Origin of the sequence: Vibrio mediterranei (assembly GCF_013364395.1) — a bacterium.
Classification (GTDB): Bacteria; Pseudomonadota; Gammaproteobacteria; order Enterobacterales; family Vibrionaceae; genus Vibrio; species Vibrio mediterranei.
Genome location: NZ_JABXGK010000006.1, coordinates 79,945 through 100,538, shown reverse-complemented (window position 1 = coordinate 100,538; position 20,594 = coordinate 79,945). Strand labels below are relative to the sequence as shown.

The following is a 20,594-nucleotide window of genomic DNA, read 5'->3' as shown; positions in this document are numbered from 1 at the left end:
GGCGAGGAGACAGTAAACATGGCAAAAGAATTTCTAATTGAACTAGGTACTGAAGAGCTACCACCAACACAACTTCGCACTCTTGCTGAAGCATTTGCAGCAAACTTTGAGTCTGAACTTAAAGATGCAGACCTAGCACACGAAGGTGTGAAGTGGTATGCCGCACCTCGTCGCTTAGCACTTAAGGTTTCAGCGCTGGCTGAAGGTCAAGCTGACAAAGTGGTTGAAAAGCGCGGCCCAGCAGTATCGGTAGCATTTGATGCTGATGGCAATGCAACTAAAGCAGCACAAGGCTGGGCTCGTGGTAACGGTATTACTGTTGACCAAGCAGAACGTCTAGTGACTGACAAAGGTGAATGGCTGCTATTCAAACAAGAGGTGAAAGGTCAGGCAACGTCTGAGATCATCGTTGAACTTGCAGCCAAAGCACTCGCTAATCTACCTATCGCTAAGCCAATGCGTTGGGGTGATAAAACCACTCAATTTATCCGCCCAGTTAAAACGCTGACGATGCTAATGGGTTCTGACCTTATAGAAGGCGAAATCCTAGGCGTAGCGTCTGATCGAACTATCCGTGGTCACCGCTTTATGGGTGAGCAAGAGTTCACTATCGAATCAGCAGAGCAATACCCAGCGATCCTCGAAGAACGCGGTAAAGTGATGGCTGATTATGACGCACGTAAAGCCATCATCCTAGCGGACTCTCAAAAAGCAGCGGCAGCGGTTGGCGGTGTAGCTGATCTCGAAGATGACTTAGTAGAAGAAGTGACGTCCCTGGTTGAATGGCCAGTAGTACTCACTGCGAAGTTTGAAGAAGAATTCCTAAAAGTACCTTCTGAAGCGTTGGTTTACACCATGAAGGGTGACCAAAAATACTTCCCAGTTTATGACGAGAACAAGAAGCTACTACCAAACTTCATCTTCGTTTCTAATATCGAATCGAAAGAGCCTCGCTACGTTATCGAAGGTAACGAGAAGGTTGTGCGTCCTCGCCTAGCCGATGCCGAGTTCTTCTTTAATACAGATCGCAAGCGCCCGCTTATCGACCGTCTACCTGAACTAGAGCAAGCTATCTTCCAGAAGCAGCTTGGTACTATCAAAGACAAGACAGATCGCATCACTGAGCTTGCTGGCTACATCGCTGAGCAAATCGATGCTGATGTTGAAAAGTCTAAGCGTGCAGGCCTATTGGCTAAATGTGACCTAATGACATCTATGGTATTTGAATTTACTGATACTCAAGGTGTGATGGGGATGCATTATGCCACGCACGACGGTGAAGATGAGCAAGTAGCGCTAGCACTATACGAACAATACATGCCTCGTTTTGCAGGCGATGACCTACCAAGCACTGGTATCTCATCCGCTGTCGCGATGGCAGACAAGCTAGATACTATTGTTGGTATCTTCGGTATTGGTCAAGCACCTAAGGGCTCTGACCCATTTGCACTTCGTCGTGCATCGCTAGGTGTGTTGCGTATCATCGTAGAAAATGGCTACAGCTTAGACCTTACAGATCTTATCGCAAAAGCGAAGTCACTATTTGGCGACAAGCTAACCAATGCAAATGTTGAAGAAGACGTACTTGAGTTTATGCTTGGTCGTTTCAATGCATGGTACAAAGACGAAGGCTTCAGCGTAGACATTATCCAAGCGGTGTTAGCACGTCGTCCGACTAAACCTGCAGACTTTGACCAGCGTGTGAAAGCAGTATCTCACTTCCGCGAACTGGAAGCGGCAGAATCACTTGCTGCAGCAAACAAGCGTGTGGGCAATATCCTAGCGAAGTTTGATGGTGAACTCGCCGCCGATATCGACCTTGCACTTCTACAAGAAGATGCAGAAAAAGTACTGGCAGAAAATGTAGAAGTCATGACAGAAGCACTAGAGCCTGCTTTCGCTACAGGTAACTACCAAGAAGCGCTAAGCAAGCTAGCAGATCTTCGTGAACCGGTTGATGCTTTCTTCGACAACGTAATGGTAATGGCAGACGATGAAGCGTTGAAGAAAAACCGCCTAACACTGCTGAACAACCTACGTAACCTATTCTTGCAAATTGCTGATATATCACTGATTCAAAAGTAATTTTCTAGAAAAACAGCAAAAGCCCAGTTACCTAACTGGGCTTTTTTTTATTCCCACCACAAATAGTGCTTTGCCTCACAGTTTCATTAATGTATGTTCAAACATTAATCTTGCCATCAGCAGGATAAAAAACCGAAAAAATATAACAAGTGAACACAATGAACTAGGTACAGCAATGCAATTTTCTAAGTTTGGTGAAAAATTTAATCGTTACTCAGGTATTACCCAATTAATGGATGATCTCAATGATGGCCTCCGCACTCCAGGTGCCATTATGCTCGGAGGTGGCAACCCAGCCGCTATTCCAGCAATGCTCGAGTACTTTCACCAAGCCAGTGCAGATATGCTTGCCAACGGCGATCTCGTCGCAGCTATGGCTAACTACGATGGCCCACAAGGTAAAGACGCCTTTGTTAAAGCGCTTGCTAAGCTGCTGCGTGAAACCTATGGCTGGGCAATCACAGAAAAGAACATCAGCCTAACCAATGGTAGTCAAAGCGGCTTTTTCTATTTGTTCAATTTGCTTGCAGGTAAGCAGTCCGATGGCTCGCACAAGAAGATTCTATTGCCTATTGCTCCCGAGTACATTGGCTATGGCGACGCGGGCATTGACGAAGATATCTTCGTCTCTTATCACCCAGAAATTGAATTACTCGACGGTGGCTTATTCAAATATCATGTGGATTTTGAACACCTGAAAATCGATGACTCTGTTGCCGCTATCTGTGCGTCGCGTCCAACCAACCCAACAGGTAACGTGCTAACTGACGAAGAGATCCACAAGCTCGATAAACTGGCTCGTGCTAACAATATCCCACTGATTATTGATAATGCTTATGGTCTGCCATTCCCAAACATCATTTTTGAAGATGTAGAGCCATTTTGGAATGAAAACACCATCCTATGTATGAGTTTATCCAAACTAGGGTTACCAGGCTTACGCTGCGGCATTGTCATTGCGAGTGAAGAAGTCACGCAAGCGATGACCAATATGAATGGCATCATTAGTCTCGCTCCTGGGAGCTTTGGCCCTGCGCTTGCCAATCATATGATTGAAAAAGGTGATCTGCTGGATTTAAGCTCGAATGTCATTAAGCCTTTCTATCAACAGAAATCATTGCGTGCGGTAGAACTACTGCAATCAGCCATAACCGACCCACGTTTTAGAATTCACAAACCAGAGGGGGCAATTTTCTTATGGCTTTGGTTTGATGAATTACCGATTACTACCATGGAGCTGTACCAACGACTGAAAGACCGTGGTGTATTAATTGTTCCTGGTGAATACTTCTTTATTGGTCAAGAAGACGAATGGGATCATGCTCATCAGTGTTTACGCATGAACTACGTGCAAGACGATGACAAGATGCAGCAAGGCATCGCTATCATTGCAGAAGAGGTAGCAAGAGCCTACGCAGAAGCCTAACACTAAAAAGAGCGCCTTATGGCGCTCTTTCACTCTTTATTTCCGAGTATTGTTTCAAGGCAAATATTAGCCTTCGATCAGTTTATTACCACCGATCTCAATTTTACGCGGTTTCATCGCTTCTGGTATTTCACGTTCTAGGTCAACGTGAAGCAAACCATTCTCCATGCTTGCACCAACCACTTTCACATAGTCTGCTAGTTGGAACTTACGCTCAAAATCGCGCTCTGCGATGCCTTGGTAAACATAGTTTTTACCTTCTTCAGCTTTACGCTCGCCCTTAACAATCAATAGGTTCTCTTTTTGAGTAAGATCGAGCTGCTCTTCAGCAAAGCCAGCCACAGCCATAGTGATACGGAAGTGGTTCTCGTCTTGTTGTTCGATGTTATACGGAGGGTAACCGCCTGAAGCGTTTTTCGCGGTGTTCGCTTCCATCATATTAAATAGACGATCGAAGCCGATTGCGTTGCGGTATAAAGGAGTGAAATCTACAGTTCTCATAATACTATCCTCAGTTAAGCAATAGTCTTAGCTCTTTATTCATAAGATCTAAGGGGATTCATGGCTTATTCCCTGATGTTTATCTATAAACGGGACATAAGTTGGAATCAATCTAAATAGTGTGCTGCCACCGTTATCCTCTCTTGAGCAATAAGGGATCAGCTATTTCCGAGGCCCATAAGTTGGCATCCTCTTCATTACCTTATATAGGGACGATGCACTCCATATTCAAGAGAGCCCTACTCTTTTTTCTATAATCGAACACTCACTAGCAACAATAAGAATACGCGAGTAATAAAAAACGCCACCCTAAGGCAGCGTTTTTATTTAGCAGAACAACCCGTCTATACGTCTAGGTTGGCAACTTTCAGTGCGTTTTCTTCGATGAAGTTACGACGAGGTTCTACTTGGTCACCCATCAACGTGGTAAACAGTTGATCAGCGCCAACCGCGTCTTCAATCGTCACCTGCATCATACGACGAGTCTCTGGATCCATGGTTGTTTCCCACAGCTGATCAGGGTTCATCTCACCAAGACCTTTATAGCGTTGTAGGCTTAAACCACGACGTGACTCTTTGATTAACCACTCAAGAGCATCAACGAAGTTTGTAACTTCTTGAGTACGCTCACCACGTTTGATGTAAGCGCCCTCTTCAATCAGACCGTCTAACGCTTCTGACGTATCTGCCAATTGGCGATACTCTTTCGAGTTGAGTAGATCAACACTGATAACGTGCTCATGAGTCACGCCATGGGTACGAACCACAACTTTAGGTAGGTTTACACCCAGTTCAGCGTGCTGTTCTACTTCAAAGCTGTATTGGCTTGCGCCCACTTCTTTGTTGTTTAGCTGCTCAACAAGCTGTTTAGACCATGCTTCCACCGCCGCAGCATCATGACATTGCTCAGCCGTTAGACGTGGTACATACATGAACTCGCCAACCATAGCATGTGGATAACGACGACTCATGCGATCAACCGTTTTAACTGCAGCATTGTATTGCTGAACTAGCTTCTCAAGTGCTTCACCAGCCAGTGCAGGTGCTTCAGAATTAACATGCAGTGCCGCGTTATCTAGAGCCAGAGATACTTGATACTGGTTCATGGCATCTTCATCTTTAATATACTGCTCTTGCTTGCCTTTCTTCACTTTGTAAAGTGGTGGCTGAGCAATATATACGTAGCCACGCTCAATAAGCTCTGGCATTTGACGGTAGAAGAACGTTAATAGCAGCGTACGAATGTGAGAACCATCCACGTCCGCATCGGTCATGATAATGATGTTGTGATAACGCAGTTTGTCTGGGTTATATTCATCACGACCAATACCACAGCCAAGTGCCGTGATAAGCGTTGCCACTTCTTGTGAAGAAAGCATCTTATCGAAGCGCGCTTTTTCTACATTAAGGATTTTACCTTTAAGTGGAAGAATCGCTTGGTTCTTACGGTTACGACCCTGCTTAGCACTACCGCCCGCAGAGTCACCCTCCACTATGTATAGTTCAGAAAGCGCTGGGTCTTTCTCTTGGCAGTCAGCCAGTTTGCCTGGTAGACCGGCTAAATCTAGTGCACCTTTACGACGCGTCATCTCACGAGCTTTACGTGCTGCGTCACGAGCACGAGCAGCGTCGATGATCTTGGTACAAACAATCTTCGCTTCACCTGGGTTCTCAACAAGGAACTCAGACAGTTTCTCACCCATCGCAGACTCAACCGCTGATTTCACTTCCGATGAAACCAACTTGTCTTTGGTTTGGCTTGAGAACTTAGGATCGGGCACTTTCACCGAAACGATAGCGGTTAGACCTTCACGCGCATCATCACCTGATGTCGCGGTTTTCGCTTTCTTAGAAAAGCCTTCTTTATCCATAAACGTGTTCAGCGTACGCGTTAATGCCGCACGGAAGCCAGCAAGGTGAGTACCACCATCACGTTGAGGGATGTTGTTGGTAAAGCAATAGATGTTTTCTTGGTAACCATCGTTCCACTGCATCGCCACTTCGACAGTAATGCCATCATCACGTTCGTTATCGAAGTGGAAGATTTTTTGGATGATTGGTGTTTTATTGGTGTTTAGGTGCTCAACAAACGCTTGGATACCGCCTTCAAACATGAAGTGATCCATTTTGTCTTCTTCGCGCTTATCAATCAGCTTGATAGACACACCAGAGTTTAGGAACGATAGCTCACGAAGACGTTTTGCTAAGATATCGTAATGGAATTCAATGTTAGTGAAGGTTTCTTCACTTGGCCAGAAACGGATTTCCGTCCCCGTTTTATCCGTATCACCAATGACTGTAAGTGGCGCTTCTGGCTCACCATGGTGATAGGTTTGCGTATGAATTTGACCGCCACGATGAATGGTTAGCGTCACTTTTTTCGACAATGCGTTTACTACCGAAACACCTACACCGTGCAGACCACCCGATACTTTGTACGAGTTGTCATCAAACTTACCACCCGCATGAAGTACCGTCATGATAACTTCTGCAGCAGAAACCTGCTCTTCTGGGTGCATTTCAGTCGGGATACCACGACCATCATCGCTAACAGAAACAGAATTGTCCTCATGGATTGTCACAATAATGTCGTTACAGTGACCAGCCAACGCTTCATCAATTGAGTTATCAACCACCTCAAAAACCATGTGGTGCAGACCGGTTCCATCGTCCGTGTCACCAATGTACATTCCCGGACGCTTACGTACCGCATCCAGACCCTTTAGTACCTTAATACTCGATGAATCGTAATTTTCTGACATGAGTTTCTCTCACTATTTACCTGGTTCTATTGTGCCATGTTCCACATGAAACATCTTGCCATTTTCGTCAATCATATCGGCGACTTGGCTTTGGGTAATAGAACTTACAAAAACTTGAGCGTTCGTCTGTTTTAGGTAATCCGCTAAGCGTTTACGACGAAGGCTATCTAATTCGGAAGCAAAGTCATCTATTAAATAAATGCACTGCTTACCGGTCAACTCGGCGAGATGCTGTCCCTGCGCCAAACGCAATGCACACATCATCAGTTTTAGCTGACCTCGAGACAACACATCCTCAACTGGTGTGTTGTTCACTTTAATTCTTAAGTCGGCTTTATTAGGTCCACTAAAGGTGTACCCTAAGCTCTGGTCTCGTTCAAAGTTGCGCTCTAATAGCTCAGCATAGGGCGTATCTTTTTCCCAACCACGGTAGTAGCCAAGTTTGATTTCAAACTCGGGCAAAAACGACTGACACATTTCCTCAGCAAGAGGTTGCATCTGTTCGACATAACACCGACGCCAATCATCAATTTGTTCTGCCAGTTGGGCCAAATCACGATCCCAATAGCTCAGTTCTCGATAACTGGTTGCAGTCTTAAGCAGAGCATTACGCTGCTTACTTAAACGCTTAAATCGTCCCCAAGCTTCATGAAAGCCTGGTTCAGAGTGAAACACACCCCAATCGATAAAAGCGCGACGAAACTTAGGTCCATCCGTCAGTAATTCAAACCCTTCAGGGTGAATTAGTTGCAGCGGTAACACCTTGGCAAGCTGAGCCAATTTTTGCCCAGATTGACCGCCTATTTTAACCTCAGTTGAGCCATCACGCTGCTTATTAATGCCAACGGGTATCTCAAATTGATCCGAGTTCAAAAAACGGCCATGAACGAACAGTTCTTGGCAGTCATTTTGAATGACTCGTCCTGTCAAAGAACTCTTAAAAGAGCGTCCATGACCGAGCAAATATATGGCTTCCAATACGCTGGTTTTGCCACTGCCATTGGGGCCAATAATAAAGTTAAAGCCTGTAGATAGTTCGATATCACAGGCTTTAATATTACGAAATTGCTGTACGATTAAGCGCGTAAGCGGCATAACATCATGCCTAGCTTAGAGACGAATCGGCATCACCACATACATGGCACTGTCATCTTCGCTATTTTCAATCAACGCACTCGCATTGGCATTCGACATAGAAATACGAACCTGATCGCAACGAAGCGTGTTCAGTACATCCAAAACGTATGACACATTGAAACCAATTTCTAATGCATCGCCTTGGAATTCGACGTCTAACATTTCTTCCGCTTCTTCCTGTTCAGGGTTATTCGCGGTAATGCGCATTTCATTTTGGTCGAGATTAACTCGCACACCACGGAACTTCTCATTGGAAAGAATGGCGGCGCGTGAGAATGCTTGTCGTAGTTCGTCGCAATTGGCTTCCAATGTTTTATCGGTATTTTGCGGCAAAACACGGCGATAATCCGGGAAACGACCATCAACGAGCTTAGAAGTAAAGACAAAGTTATTCACTTCCGCACGGATATTAGAGCTGCCAATTTGCAACGTCACAGGTTGCTCAGGAGCATCTAATAACTTAGACAGTTCCTGCACACCTTTACGCGGTACGATAATTTGTTTGTTATCAAAGCTGCCTTCAAGTGACACCAAAGCAACAGCCATACGGTGGCCATCAGTGGCAACAGAACGAAGCGTGTTTTGGTCTAACTCAAACAGCATACCGTTGAGATAATAACGAACGTCTTGGTTCGCCATTGAAAATTGTGTTTTTTCTATCAGTGATTTAAGTTCAGCTTGAGTAACGGTCACCGCCACTTCTTGTTGCCAATCTTCAATATTTGGGAAATCACTGGCTGGTAAAGTCGATAGCGAGAAACGACTGCGTCCAGAACGTACTTGTACACGATCGCCTTCTAACACGATAGTGATAGTAGAGTCATCCGGCAGTCCACGACAAATATCTAGGAACTTGCGTGAAGGTACCGTCACACTACCCGCTTCAAACTCACTCTCTAGCGTCACTTTACTTACTAGCTCAACTTCTAAGTCGGTTGCAGTAAGAGAAAGCACCCCTTCTTCAACCTTCAACAGCAAATTGCCCAAAATAGGTAATGTTGGTCGTCCACCCAGTGCACCAGAGACTTGTTGTAACGGCTTTAATAAGTGATGACGTTCGATAGTAAATTTCATAGATAACTCTTCGTAAAGCTGGCAATCCATGCCACTTATATGCGAAATACAATAACTTGAATGCTAATTATAGCGATTATGCCACTATTATGAAGAAAGCGTACGAATTAAGTTCGAATAGTCTTCTTTAATATCGTGACTTTCTTCGCGTAGCTGAGCAATCTTACGACAAGCATGAAGCACTGTCGTGTGGTCACGACCACCAAATGCATCGCCAATTTCCGGAAGACTGTGGTTGGTAAGCTCTTTCGCCAAAGCCATCGCCAACTGGCGAGGACGCGCAACCGAACGAGAGCGACGTTTGGACAACAAGTCGGCCACTTTAATCTTGTAGTACTCAGCAACGGTCTTTTGAATGTTGTCTATAGTGACTAGCTTCTCTTGTAGTGCTAATAAATCGCGCAGTGCCTCTCGAACAAAGTCGATAGTGATAGGACGGCCAGTAAAGTTCGCGTTGGCGATAACACGGTTAAGTGCCCCTTCCAACTCACGAACATTAGAACGTAAACGCTTAGCAATAAAGAACGCCACCTCATCAGCAAGGTGAATTTGATGATCTTCTGCTTTCTTCATCAAAATTGCCACGCGGGTTTCAAGCTCTGGTGGCTCGATCGCAACCGTCAAACCCCAACCGAAACGGGATTTTAGACGATCCTCTACCCCATTTATCTCTTTAGGGTAGCGATCAGAGGTAAGGATGATCTGTTGGTTACCTTCTAATAGAGCATTAAAGGTATGGAAGAATTCTTCTTGAGAACGTTCTTTATTTGCAAAGAACTGAATATCATCGATAAGCAATGCATCAACGCTACGATAGTAACGTTTAAATTCTTCAATCGCATTGTTTTGTAGTGCTTTTACCATGTCTTGAACAAAACGTTCAGAGTGCATGTACACAACTTTCGCGTTCGGCTTGTTATCAACAATCGCATTGCCTACCGCATGCAACAGGTGGGTTTTACCCAGACCAGTACCGCCGTACAAAAACAGCGGGTTGTATGCCGCACCAGGGTTATCGGCAACTTGACGCGCAGCAGCTAAGCCGAGTTGGTTCGACTTACCTTCAACGAAATTATTGAATTTATGCTTGATATTAACGTTTGAGCGATGATTGATATCTGAGACTTCAGCTTCATCGTCCCACGTTTTATGCACAGGCTGACGTGCTTGCAGCTGTGCTGGTGCTGAAGATTCTGCCGCTACATCAGCGGCCGTCTTAACAGGCTTAGGCGCTGGTGGCGCAGAAACTGGTTTACTACCCACTTCAAAACGTAAGTTAGGTACGTCATTACCACAATACTCTTTGAGTAAACGGTTGATGCTGTTTAAGTATCTGTCACGTACCCAATCTAATACAAAGCGATTAGGCGCAAATAGAGTTAGGGTGTTGTCATTAAGTTCAGCTTGTAATGGTCTGACCCACATGCTGAATTCGGTAGCGGGTAGCTCTTCTTGTAGTCGTTGCGAACATTGCAACCAAAGCGAAGATGACACGGTGCTCTCACTCTATTTATTTGAATTGGAAAAGATTGGTAATTTTACCTGTTGATAACCAAGATCGCCAGTAAATGATCAGTAATCCAGTGAATAAGATCTAAGTTATTCACAATTTTTTCGGTTGAATTCGCTTGATCCACACAATTTGCCCTAATTTTACTCACAAATAAATGCACAAAACACAGATCTACCCACAAAAGCAGTATGTTGATCTAACTTGTGCATAGATCAACGTTCAAGCTGTCATTATCTTTTTGTTTGGTATTGATAGAGTGATGAAAAAGCCAGCATTCAACCCCGAGTTTGTTATGGTTAATAACAACTAGTTATTTAACTTATCGACATGTTTACCAGTAACATCCTCCCCATAAATATAAGGAGTAGTAAAATGAAAAACTGGATTAAAGGCCTTCTAACCGCTTTAGCGCTTTCTGCAACCGTATCTCAAGCAGCATATGCTGCGACACAACAAGAAGTGAAAGTCGGCATGTCTGGTCGCTACTTCCCATTTACGTTTGTTAAACAAGACAAGTTACAAGGGTTTGAAGTCGACCTTTGGGATGAAATTGGTCGTCGCAATGACTACAAAGTAGAGTACGTGACGGCAAACTTCTCAGGTTTGTTTGGTTTGCTTGAGACCGGTCGTATCGACACGATTTCTAACCAAATCACTATGACAGATGCTCGTAAAGCGAAGTATCTGTTCGCTGACCCATATGTTGTTGATGGTGCTCAAATTACCGTTCGAAAAGGTAATGACAGCATTCAAGGTATTGATGATTTGGCAGGTAAAACAGTCGCAGTGAACCTTGGTTCAAACTTTGAACAACTGCTACGTAGCTACGATAAAGACGGCAAAATCACCATCAAAACTTACGATACAGGTATTGAACATGACGTCGCACTAGGCCGTGCTGATGCTTTTGTTATGGATCGCCTTTCTGCACTTGAACTAATCAAGAAAACAGGCCTGCCACTGCAACTTGCAGGTCAACCTTTTGAAACCATCGAGAATGCTTGGCCATTCGTAAACAACGAGAAAGGTCAAAAGCTGCAACAAGAAGTAAATAGCGCACTGGCAGACATGCGAGCTGATGGTACGCTAGCAAAAATCTCTGAGAAGTGGTTTGGTGCTGATATCACTAAAAAGTAAGTGATTACTATTGATACGCCCACTACTCTTGGTAGTGGGCGTTTGTTTTTCTAAGAGTTTGGTACTGTTATGGGATTTGATTTTCAATACATGCTTGAGTTGATGCCGATACTGTTGAAGTATCTTGGTACAACCATGGAAATGGCGATATGGGGACTGCTGTTCTCATTGATTCTATCGGTTATTTTAGCCAACATTCGCGTGTTTAAGATCCCGGTATTGGATCAGCTCAGTCAGCTCTATATAAGCTTTTTCCGTGGTACTCCATTATTGGTTCAGCTGTTTCTGCTTTATTATGGCTTACCACAAATTTTTCCTTGGATGGTTGGGCTCAACGCCTTCAGTGCCGCAGTAATAGGCCTGACTCTGCACTTTGCCGCTTATATGGCAGAGAGTATTCGTGCCGCCATTATCGGCATTGACCGCAGTCAGATGGAAGCAAGTCTTTCTGTAGGTATGACAACTAGCCAAGCCATGCGTCGTATCATTTTGCCGCAAGCAACTCGCGTAGCCCTACCATCATTGATGAACTACTTCATTGATATGATTAAGTCGACGTCGTTAGCGTTCACACTTGGTGTGGCAGAGATTATGGCGAAAGCCCAAATGGAAGCATCATCCAGCTTCCGATTTTTTGAAGCATTTCTTGCCGTCGCGCTCATATACTGGGGTGTTGTGTTAGTACTTACTCGTGTGCAAATTGTCGCAGAGCAAAAACTGAATAAGGCTTATCAACGATGATTACATTAAAAAATATCCACAAGCGATTCGGTGACACCGAAGTGCTCAAAGGCATCGATATTGATATCAAACAAGGCGAAATTATCGTCATTATTGGTTCTAGTGGTACCGGTAAGTCTACCTTATTGCGTTGCGTCAATTTCCTGGAACAAGCAGATGAAGGCCAAATCTCTATTGACGATGTCTCGGTCAACTGCCAAAGCCATACTAAAGCAGAAGTATTGGCACTAAGACGCAAGACTGGCTTTGTGTTTCAGAACTACGCTCTATTCGCGCACATGACTGCGCGTCAGAATATTGCGGAAGGTTTGATCACAGTAAAGGGCTGGAAAAAAGAGCAAGCTCTTGAGAAAGCACAACAAATTCTCGATGACATCGGTCTAGGAGACAAAGGGGATCAATACCCAGCTTCCCTTTCCGGTGGTCAACAGCAGCGTGTCGGTATTGGCCGAGCGATGGCATTACAACCTGAGCTACTGTTATTCGATGAACCAACTTCAGCACTCGATCCTGAGTGGGTAGGTGAAGTACTTAACCTTATGAAAAAGCTCGCAACACAGCATCAAACCATGCTTGTTGTGACCCACGAAATGCAGTTTGCCAAAGAAGTCGCCGACAGAGTGATCTTCATGGCTGATGGCCATATAGTGGAACAAGGTACACCAGAGCAAATTTTTAACGATCCACAAGATATCCAACTGAAGAAATTTCTAAATCAAGTTGGGATCGAATAGGATCCTTGCGCTCTGGCTCACAAAAAGTATAATTCGCCAACCGGAATTGAAGTTGAACTGATTATTGACTCTTGACGAGTCAGTGATTACAATTCCGCCTCTTTGTTGAGAGGCGTCGGATTTCCTCTCTATATATAGAGTAGGGAAATATGTCCCACGCCGGGTTCAACGAGAACCTAAAACTACTGATCAGTAAAGGTAATAACCATGTCTAAACGCACTTTTCAACCTTCAGTTCTAAAGCGCAAGCGTACTCACGGTTTCCGTGCTCGCATGGCGACTAAGAACGGTCGTAAAGTAATCAATGCACGTCGTGCTAAAGGCCGTGCACGCCTATCAAAATAATTTTCTATTTTGAATAAGCACGCCTTTATTCGGGAGTTACGTTTGTTAACTCCCGAGCATTATCAAAACGTATTTAAGCAAGCTCATCGAGCTGGCTCCCCTCATTTCACCATCATTGCTCGTAAAAACTCTCTCTCACACCCTCGTCTTGGTCTTGCGGTTCCTAAAAAACAGATAAAAACAGCTGTTGCTAGAAATCACTTCAAGCGTCTGGTACGTGAAAGTTTTCGTAACAAACAACATGAACTTCCAAGCAAAGATTTTGTTGTAATTGCAAAGAAGAGTGCGCAAACTCTAAGCAATGAAGAAATGTTCAAACTTCTAGATAAGTTATGGCATCGCCTGTCTCGCCCTTCGCGTGGTTAGCTATCGGACTCGTCTACCTATATAGGTGGATTATCAGTCCTCTTATCGGACCTCGTTGTCGGTTCACCCCAACCTGTTCTCTTTACGCTATAGAAGCCTTGAAAGCTCACGGTTTTGTAAAAGGATGTTGGTTATCAGGCAAACGTCTATTAAAATGCCATCCTTTGAATGAAGGGGGATTTGACCCCGTTCCACCAGTCCAAAAACAAGACAGAGATAAATAACGATGGATTCTCAACGTAATATTCTGTTAATCGGTTTGGCTTTAGTTTCTTTTTTGCTGTTCCAACAATGGCAATCGTATAAGAATCCAGCGCCAGTTCCGACCCAACAGACGCAAAGCAGTACTCTACCTGCGCCATCTTTCGCTGATGAGCATGATCCTGCACCTGGTCAAAGCCAAACTGCTGCAGAAAAAATCATCACAGTGAAAACTGACGTACTAACGCTAGGTATTAATACCGTTGGCGGTGATGTAGTAACAGCAAAATTAAACGAGTACGCAACTGAGTTAGAATCTAGCGAACCGTTTGAACTTCTAAAAGACGATCAAGGTCACCAGTTTATCGCTCAAAGTGGTCTGGTAGGTCCTCAGGGTATTGACCTAAGCAGCACAAGCCGTCCAGCTTATACCGTGTCAGCTGACAGCTTTACCATTGCTGACGGTCAAGATGAACTGCGTGTTCCAATGACATTCGAAGCGAATGGCATCTCTTACACCAAAACCTTCATTCTAAAACGTGGCAACTACGCAATTGATGTTGAATACGATGTAGACAACAACTCTGGCCAAAATGCAACGTTCGGCATGTACGCACACCTTCGTCAAAATCTACAAGACAAAGGCGGCAGCATCACAATGCCAACATACAATGGCGGCGCATACTCAACTCAAGACGTTCGCTATAAAAAATACAGCTTCGAAGATATGCAAGATCGCAACCTGTCTCTTAACCTGACAGACGGTCAAGGTTGGGCAGCGATGATCCAACACTACTTCGCAGCAGCATGGATTCCTCGCGAAGCACCAGGTACTAACCTTTACACTCGTGTAATCGGTAACCTAGGTGATATCGGTGTTCGTATGCCAAACGCAACAATTGCAGATGGCCAATCAGCAACACTGAAAGCTACACTTTGGGCTGGTCCTAAACTTCAGAAGCAAATGGCTGAAACTGCGCCAAACCTAGATCTAGTAGTAGACTACGGCTGGTTATGGTTCATTGCAAAACCACTTCACACGCTACTATCGTTCATTCAAGGTATCGTTGTTAACTGGGGTCTAGCTATCATCTGTTTGACTTTCATTGTTCGTGGTGCCATGTACCCACTAACAAAAGCGCAATACACCTCGATGGCGAAAATGCGTATGCTTCAGCCTAAGCTGCAAGCAATGCGTGAGCGTATCGGCGATGACCGCCAACGCATGAGCCAAGAAATGATGGAACTGTACAAGAAAGAGAAAGTAAATCCTCTAGGTGGCTGTCTACCAATCTTGCTACAGATGCCAATCTTCATTGCACTTTACTGGGCACTAATGGAGTCGGTTGAGCTGCGTCATTCACCGTTCTTTGGTTGGATTCATGACCTTTCAGCTCAAGACCCATACTACATTCTGCCTCTACTAATGGGTGCAAGTATGTTCTTGATCCAGAAAATGAGCCCGACAACAGTAACCGATCCAATGCAGCAGAAGATCATGACCTTTATGCCGGTTATGTTTACCTTCTTCTTCCTATGGTTCCCATCAGGTCTAGTTCTTTACTGGTTGGTATCGAACATCGTTACTCTGATTCAGCAAACCTTGATTTATCGAGCGCTGGAGAAGAAAGGATTACACTCTAAGTAGTCCTGCTGATTGGTTAACAATACGCGAATAGAATAAAAGGCGGCCTAAATGGTCGCCTTTTTCATTTACCATGATTACAATTTGGCTAAAGTACTGCGATTAGGCAACACAATGACAACAGACACTATTGTGGCACAAGCCACAGCCCCAGGCCGCGGTGGCGTGGGCATTATACGAGTATCAGGCCCTCTCGCTGCTGAGGTTGCCTTACAAGTGACAGGGAAAACGCTTAAACCGCGCTACGCCGACTATCTGCCATTTAAAGCACAAGATGGCAGCGAGCTTGATCAAGGGATCGCTCTATACTTCCCTAACCCACATTCGTTTACTGGTGAGGACGTTCTTGAACTACAAGGACACGGCGGCCCTGTTGTTATGGACATGCTGATTAAGCGCATCCTGCTCATTCAGGGCGTTCGTCCAGCAAGACCTGGCGAATTTAGTGAGCGCGCATTCCTCAACGATAAAATGGACTTAACCCAAGCAGAAGCCATTGCCGATTTAATTGATGCCAGTTCAGAAGAGGCTGCTAAATCGGCATTGCAATCTCTTCAAGGGCAATTCTCTAAACGCATTCAGGTGCTGGTGGAATCGCTAATCCATTTACGTATTTATGTAGAAGCGGCTATCGACTTCCCAGAAGAAGAAATCGATTTTCTAGCGGATGGCAAAGTCGCTGGTGACCTGCAACATATCATTGATAACTTAGAGTCCGTTCGTAAGGAAGCCAACCAAGGTGCCATTATGCGCGAAGGGATGAAAGTGGTTATTGCTGGTCGCCCAAATGCAGGTAAATCTAGCCTACTCAACGCTCTATCAGGGAAAGAGTCGGCTATCGTTACCGATATCGCAGGCACAACTCGAGATGTACTGAGAGAGCACATCCATATAGACGGAATGCCACTGCATATCATTGATACCGCAGGTCTACGTGACGCTTCAGATGAGGTAGAACGTATTGGTATCGAGCGAGCTTGGGAAGAGATTGAGCAGGCCGATCGCGTTCTCTTCATGGTAGATGGCACCACAACAGATGCTACGGATCCAAAAGAAATCTGGCCCGACTTTATCGATCGCCTACCAAGTTCGATCGGCATTACCGTGATCCGCAATAAAGTTGACGAAACAGGCGAATTGCTAGGGATCTGCCATGTTAATGATCCAACCCTAATTCGACTTTCTGCACGCACTGGTGAGGGTGTGCCAGCTTTACGAGAACACCTAAAAGCCATTATGGGCTTCTCTGGTGCCAATGAAGGTGGCTTTATGGCAAGACGTCGACACCTTGATGCGTTAGAGCGAGCTGCTGAGCACCTCGATATCGGACAGCAGCAACTAGAAGGTTATATGGCGGGCGAAATTCTGGCTGAAGAACTTCGTATTGCTCAGCAACATCTGAATGAGATTACTGGAGAGTTTAGCTCCGACGATCTGCTTGGTCGTATCTTCTCTTCATTCTGTATTGGTAAATAAGGAACATTAATGATTCATATCATCACAGGTAGCACACTTGGCGGTGCGGAATATGTCGGTGACCACTTGAGTGACCTACTTATAGAACAAGGGCTAGAAACCACAATCCACAATCAGCCTGAGTTGAGTGACATTGAGGCCGAAGGGATTTGGCTTTTAATCACCTCAACGCATGGAGCTGGAGATTACCCAGATAATATCCAGCCTTTCATCTCAGCTCTGCAAGATACACCACCTCGCATGTCGAACGTGAAATACGCTGTCGTTGGCATAGGTGACTCTAGCTATGATACGTTTTGTGCAGCCGGTAAACACGCTTACGAGTTACTTGAAGACATCGGCGCGACACCACTGACAGACTGCCTGCAAATCGATGTTCTCAATGATCCCGTGCCAGAAGACGCTGCGGAAGTTTGGCTCAATGAACACATGAGCAAGTTTCGCTAGAAGCAAACACTTAATAATAAGCGGCTTCGGCCGCTTTTTTTATACCTGTGAGTAACTCTTCAACTTCAATTCACTCATAACGAGTAATTTCTGACCAATCAATCTGTGGATAAAATATGATCTTTTCGGTGAAAAACCTATATTTATCCAAAGAACAACTTTCAAGCTCTCCTTTCCCTGTGTATAACTAGCCTTTTTGATCCCAGCTAATACAGTGCCAGATCAACACTAGATCACAACAAGCGATCACAAAAAGATCCATGGATTTGTTGATCATTTTCGACTTATCCACAGACTTCGAGGATCCTAATAATAGATCTAATAAAAGATCATATATATAGATCTTATCTTTATATTACTTATTTCTTGGATCCAAAAAATGTGAAAACCGTTTTTCTCACTTCAAGAAAAGCGGTAGAATACTGCTCCTTTTGGTTTGTCTAAATTTCTCGATTGAATACTGAGGTCGGTTCATGCTTTATCACGAAACATTTGATGTCATCGTAGTTGGTGGCGGACATGCAGGAACGGAAGCCGCACTCGCATCTGCTCGTACAGGGCAAAAGACACTACTGCTAACTCATAATATTGATACGTTAGGTCAAATGTCATGTAATCCTGCCATTGGTGGTATTGGTAAAGGACATTTGGTTAAAGAAGTGGATGCTATGGGTGGTTTGATGGCAGAGGCCATTGATCATGCAGGTATTCAATTTCGTACGCTGAATGCGTCAAAGGGTCCAGCCGTTCGTGCTACACGCGCTCAAGCAGATCGTGCGTTATACAAGGCTTATGTGCGTAACGCCCTAGAAAACACACCAAACTTAACACTATTCCAACAGTCGGTGGATGACTTGATCGTGGAACAAGATCAAGTACGCGGTGTAGTAACTGAGATGGGATTGAAATTCCATTCGAGATCCGTTGTATTAACGGTTGGTACTTTCTTAGGTGGTAAGATCCATATCGGTATGGAGAGCTCTTCTGGCGGTCGTATGGGCGATCAACCATCCATTGCACTCGCGGCTCGTTTGCGAGAGTTACCATTTCGCGTAGATCGTTTAAAAACAGGTACACCTCCACGTATTGATGCTCGAAGCGTCGACTTTTCTGCACTAGAAGTGCAGCATGGTGATAACCCTACGCCTGTTTTTTCTTTCATGGGTAACCGCAACCAACATCCAACGCAGATTCCGTGTTTCATTACGCACACGAATGAGTCCACGCATGAGGTGATTCGCAATAACCTCGATCGAAGCCCAATGTATGCCGGCGTGATCGAAGGTATTGGACCGCGCTATTGCCCTTCTATTGAAGATAAGGTCATGCGTTTTGCGGACAAAAATAGCCATCAGATCTTTATCGAACCTGAAGGTTTAACCACGCATGAGCTGTATCCAAACGGTATCTCAACCAGTTTACCGTTTGATGTACAGGTACAAATCGTTCGTTCAATGAAAGGTTTTGAGAACGCGCATATTGTTCGCCCTGGTTATGCTATCGAATACGATTTCTTTGACCCTCGTGATCTAAAACAGACTTACGAAACCAAGTTTATTTCTGGTTTGTTCTTTGCTGGCCAGATTAATGGCACCACCGGTTACGAAGAAGCGGCGGCACAAGGTCTAATGGCAGGTCTAAACGCTAGCCTCTACTCGCAAGGCAAAGAAGGCTGGAGCCCACGTCGTGATCAGGCTTATATGGGCGTACTGATTGACGATTTATCAACCATGGGTACCAAAGAGCCTTATCGCATGTTTACATCTCGTGCGGAATATCGTCTATTGCTGCGTGAAGACAATGCGGATATTCGTTTGACTGAACATGCGCATAATCTCGGTTTAATTGACGAGAAACGCTGGTCGCGATTCAACGAAAAACTGAATAACATGGCGACTGAGCGTCAGCGCCTAAAAGAAACATGGGTTAATCCAAAATCCGAGGGTATCGAAGCACTTAATGTGCTACTGAAGAGCCCTATTTCTCGCGAAGCAAGCGGTGAAGATCTACTACGTCGTCCTGAATTGAACTATTCACAATTGACGTCATTAGACGCATTCGCACCCGCGATGGAAGATCAACAAGCCAGTGAGCAAGTTGAGATCCAGGTGAAATATGAAGGTTATATTCAGCGCCAACAAGATGAGATAGCTAAGTCGCTTCGTCATGAAAACACCAAGATCCCAGCCGATCTTGATTACAACGATGTGAAAGGGCTGTCTAACGAGGTCGTTGCCAAGCTGACAGAAGCAAAACCTGAAACGGTTGGAATTGCTTCCCGCATTTCTGGTATTACACCCGCAGCGATTTCCATCCTGTTGGTTTACTTGAAGAAACAAGGAATGCTTAAAAAAGGTGAAGCCGCGTGAGCAACAACTTAACCGCAAAACTTGAACAATTATTATCAGAGACCTCATTAGAGGTCTCTGAACTTCAGAAGCAACAACTTGTGGGCTATGTCCAATTACTTGATAAATGGAATAAGGCTTACAACTTGACTTCGGTGCGTCGACCTGAAGATATGTTAGTGAAACATATCCTTGATAGCATCATTGTTGGTGAGCACCTAGAAGGTGAGTGTTTTATTGATGTTGGAACGGGACCGGGACTGCCAGGGATTCCTTTGGCGATCATGCATCCAAACCGTTCATTCACTTTGCTTGATAGCTTAGGTAAGCGTATTCGTTTTATCAAACAGGTGGTTCACGAGCTTAAACTGTCTAATGTGACAGCGGTTCAATCTCGAGTCGAAGAGTTTGATCCTGAAGGTGGCTTTGATGGTGTTCTGAGCCGAGCCTTTGCCTCTATGACCGATATGGTGAATTGGTGTGAACATTTACCAAAATCACAGAGTGGTCGCTTCTATGCATTAAAAGGTCAACTTCATGAACAGGAAGTCTCAGAGCTACCGGAGTGGTGTTCTGTGATCGATATCAAACCTTTGCAAGTTCCTGAGTTGGAAGGTGACCGTCATCTTGTAATCTTATCCAAGAAGGGATAATGG

18 protein-coding genes are annotated in these 20,594 nt (G+C 44.7%); 13 read left to right on the top strand and 5 right to left on the bottom strand.

Features of this window, described 5'->3' with window-relative positions:
• Window positions 1-18: 18 nt before the first annotated feature.
• Both glyS and HOP38_RS16395 read left to right on the top strand, forming a co-directional pair.
• Window positions 19-2,085, top strand: coding sequence for a glycine--tRNA ligase subunit beta (glyS, locus tag HOP38_RS16400; protein ID WP_006075099.1), 2,067 nt, complete (start codon window positions 19-21; stop codon window positions 2,083-2,085).
• A 175-nt stretch (window positions 2,086-2,260) separates the two neighbouring features.
• Entirely contained in the window at window positions 2,261-3,511 is a 1,251-nt protein-coding gene (locus HOP38_RS16395; RefSeq protein ID WP_038224180.1) for a valine--pyruvate transaminase, read from the top strand.
• 66 nt (window positions 3,512-3,577) lie between these two features.
• On the opposite strand, the gene HOP38_RS16390 is transcribed toward HOP38_RS16395, so the two are convergent.
• The 5 genes from HOP38_RS16390 to dnaA form a co-directional block, all read right to left on the bottom strand.
• Entirely contained in the window at window positions 3,578-4,012 is a 435-nt protein-coding gene (locus tag HOP38_RS16390; protein WP_006075097.1) for an Hsp20 family protein, read from the bottom strand.
• Window positions 4,013-4,356: 344 nt separating this feature from the next.
• A complete protein-coding gene (gene gyrB / locus HOP38_RS16385; protein WP_006075096.1) occupies window positions 4,357-6,774 on the bottom strand; it encodes a DNA topoisomerase (ATP-hydrolyzing) subunit B in 2,418 nt (805 codons plus the stop codon).
• Window positions 6,775-6,786: 12 nt separating this feature from the next.
• Window positions 6,787-7,869 (bottom strand): DNA replication/repair protein RecF, encoded by a 1,083-nt coding sequence (recF, locus tag HOP38_RS16380; protein WP_006075095.1) that lies wholly within the window; start codon window positions 7,867-7,869, stop codon window positions 6,787-6,789.
• A gap of 15 nt (window positions 7,870-7,884) precedes the next feature.
• Entirely contained in the window at window positions 7,885-8,985 is a 1,101-nt protein-coding gene (gene dnaN / locus HOP38_RS16375; protein ID WP_031493149.1) for a DNA polymerase III subunit beta, read from the bottom strand.
• A gap of 87 nt (window positions 8,986-9,072) precedes the next feature.
• Complete coding sequence (gene dnaA / locus HOP38_RS16370) at window positions 9,073-10,479, bottom strand: chromosomal replication initiator protein DnaA (protein ID WP_038224178.1); 1,407 nt, start codon at window positions 10,477-10,479, stop codon at window positions 9,073-9,075.
• 391 nt (window positions 10,480-10,870) lie between these two features.
• Here dnaA and HOP38_RS16365 point away from each other — a divergent pair, with 391 nt between their 5' ends.
• The 11 genes from HOP38_RS16365 (at window position 10,871) to rsmG (ending at window position 20,591) form a co-directional block, all read left to right on the top strand.
• Window positions 10,871-11,635 (top strand): amino acid ABC transporter substrate-binding protein, encoded by a 765-nt coding sequence (locus tag HOP38_RS16365; protein ID WP_031493906.1) that lies wholly within the window; start codon window positions 10,871-10,873, stop codon window positions 11,633-11,635.
• A gap of 69 nt (window positions 11,636-11,704) precedes the next feature.
• Complete coding sequence (locus tag HOP38_RS16360) at window positions 11,705-12,376, top strand: amino acid ABC transporter permease (RefSeq protein WP_198558512.1); 672 nt, start codon at window positions 11,705-11,707, stop codon at window positions 12,374-12,376.
• On the top strand, window positions 12,373-13,110 hold the full coding sequence (locus HOP38_RS16355; protein ID WP_062463369.1) for an amino acid ABC transporter ATP-binding protein: 738 nt from the start codon (window positions 12,373-12,375) through the stop codon (window positions 13,108-13,110). The genes HOP38_RS16360 and HOP38_RS16355 overlap by 4 nt, the downstream gene beginning before the upstream one ends.
• Before the next feature lie 207 nt (window positions 13,111-13,317).
• Window positions 13,318-13,455 carry a 50S ribosomal protein L34 gene (gene rpmH, locus HOP38_RS16350; protein WP_004400210.1) on the top strand — a complete coding sequence of 46 codons (138 nt, stop codon included), beginning with the start codon at window positions 13,318-13,320 and terminating at the stop codon, window positions 13,453-13,455.
• 9 nt (window positions 13,456-13,464) lie between these two features.
• Entirely contained in the window at window positions 13,465-13,821 is a 357-nt protein-coding gene (rnpA, locus tag HOP38_RS16345) for a ribonuclease P protein component (RefSeq protein WP_081836356.1), read from the top strand.
• The gene (yidD, locus tag HOP38_RS16340) at window positions 13,788-14,045 is read left to right on the top strand and encodes a membrane protein insertion efficiency factor YidD (RefSeq protein WP_081836355.1); all 258 of its coding nucleotides are present in this window, start codon (window positions 13,788-13,790) and stop codon (window positions 14,043-14,045) included. The genes rnpA and yidD overlap by 34 nt, the downstream gene beginning before the upstream one ends.
• Window positions 14,046-14,047: 2 nt before the next feature.
• A complete protein-coding gene (yidC, locus tag HOP38_RS16335) occupies window positions 14,048-15,670 on the top strand; it encodes a membrane protein insertase YidC (RefSeq protein WP_006073083.1) in 1,623 nt (540 codons plus the stop codon).
• A 111-nt stretch (window positions 15,671-15,781) separates the two neighbouring features.
• Entirely contained in the window at window positions 15,782-17,143 is a 1,362-nt protein-coding gene (gene mnmE, locus HOP38_RS16330; protein ID WP_198558520.1) for a tRNA uridine-5-carboxymethylaminomethyl(34) synthesis GTPase MnmE, read from the top strand.
• Between the two features lie 9 nt (window positions 17,144-17,152).
• Complete coding sequence (gene mioC / locus HOP38_RS16325; protein ID WP_006073079.1) at window positions 17,153-17,590, top strand: FMN-binding protein MioC; 438 nt, start codon at window positions 17,153-17,155, stop codon at window positions 17,588-17,590.
• Window positions 17,591-18,063: 473 nt separating this feature from the next.
• A complete protein-coding gene (gene mnmG, locus HOP38_RS16320) occupies window positions 18,064-19,959 on the top strand; it encodes a tRNA uridine-5-carboxymethylaminomethyl(34) synthesis enzyme MnmG (protein WP_198558511.1) in 1,896 nt (631 codons plus the stop codon).
• Window positions 19,956-20,591, top strand: coding sequence for a 16S rRNA (guanine(527)-N(7))-methyltransferase RsmG (gene rsmG, locus HOP38_RS16315; RefSeq protein ID WP_124940467.1), 636 nt, complete (start codon window positions 19,956-19,958; stop codon window positions 20,589-20,591). The genes mnmG and rsmG overlap by 4 nt, the downstream gene beginning before the upstream one ends.
• The last annotated feature ends 3 nt before the right edge of the window (window positions 20,592-20,594 follow it).

Excerpts from the sequence above, each read along its gene's own strand:
- glyS (WP_006075099.1), top strand. The coding sequence starts at position 19 with ATGGCAAAAGAATTTCTAATTGAACTAGGTACTGAAGAGCTACCACCA.
- HOP38_RS16395 (WP_038224180.1), top strand. The coding sequence starts at position 2,261 with ATGCAATTTTCTAAGTTTGGTGAAAAATTTAATCGTTACTCAGGTATT.
- HOP38_RS16390 (WP_006075097.1), bottom strand. The coding sequence starts at position 4,012 with ATGAGAACTGTAGATTTCACTCCTTTATACCGCAACGCAATCGGCTTC.
- gyrB (WP_006075096.1), bottom strand. The coding sequence starts at position 6,774 with ATGTCAGAAAATTACGATTCATCGAGTATTAAGGTACTAAAGGGTCTG.
- recF (WP_006075095.1), bottom strand. The coding sequence starts at position 7,869 with ATGCCGCTTACGCGCTTAATCGTACAGCAATTTCGTAATATTAAAGCC.
- dnaN (WP_031493149.1), bottom strand. The coding sequence starts at position 8,985 with ATGAAATTTACTATCGAACGTCATCACTTATTAAAGCCGTTACAACAA.
- HOP38_RS16365 (WP_031493906.1), top strand. The coding sequence starts at position 10,871 with ATGAAAAACTGGATTAAAGGCCTTCTAACCGCTTTAGCGCTTTCTGCA.
- HOP38_RS16360 (WP_198558512.1), top strand. The coding sequence starts at position 11,705 with ATGGGATTTGATTTTCAATACATGCTTGAGTTGATGCCGATACTGTTG.
- HOP38_RS16355 (WP_062463369.1), top strand. The coding sequence starts at position 12,373 with ATGATTACATTAAAAAATATCCACAAGCGATTCGGTGACACCGAAGTG.
- rpmH (WP_004400210.1), top strand. The coding sequence starts at position 13,318 with ATGTCTAAACGCACTTTTCAACCTTCAGTTCTAAAGCGCAAGCGTACT.
- yidD (WP_081836355.1), top strand. The coding sequence starts at position 13,788 with ATGGCATCGCCTGTCTCGCCCTTCGCGTGGTTAGCTATCGGACTCGTC.
- yidC (WP_006073083.1), top strand. The coding sequence starts at position 14,048 with ATGGATTCTCAACGTAATATTCTGTTAATCGGTTTGGCTTTAGTTTCT.
- mnmE (WP_198558520.1), top strand. The coding sequence starts at position 15,782 with ATGACAACAGACACTATTGTGGCACAAGCCACAGCCCCAGGCCGCGGT.
- mioC (WP_006073079.1), top strand. The coding sequence starts at position 17,153 with ATGATTCATATCATCACAGGTAGCACACTTGGCGGTGCGGAATATGTC.
- mnmG (WP_198558511.1), top strand. The coding sequence starts at position 18,064 with ATGCTTTATCACGAAACATTTGATGTCATCGTAGTTGGTGGCGGACAT.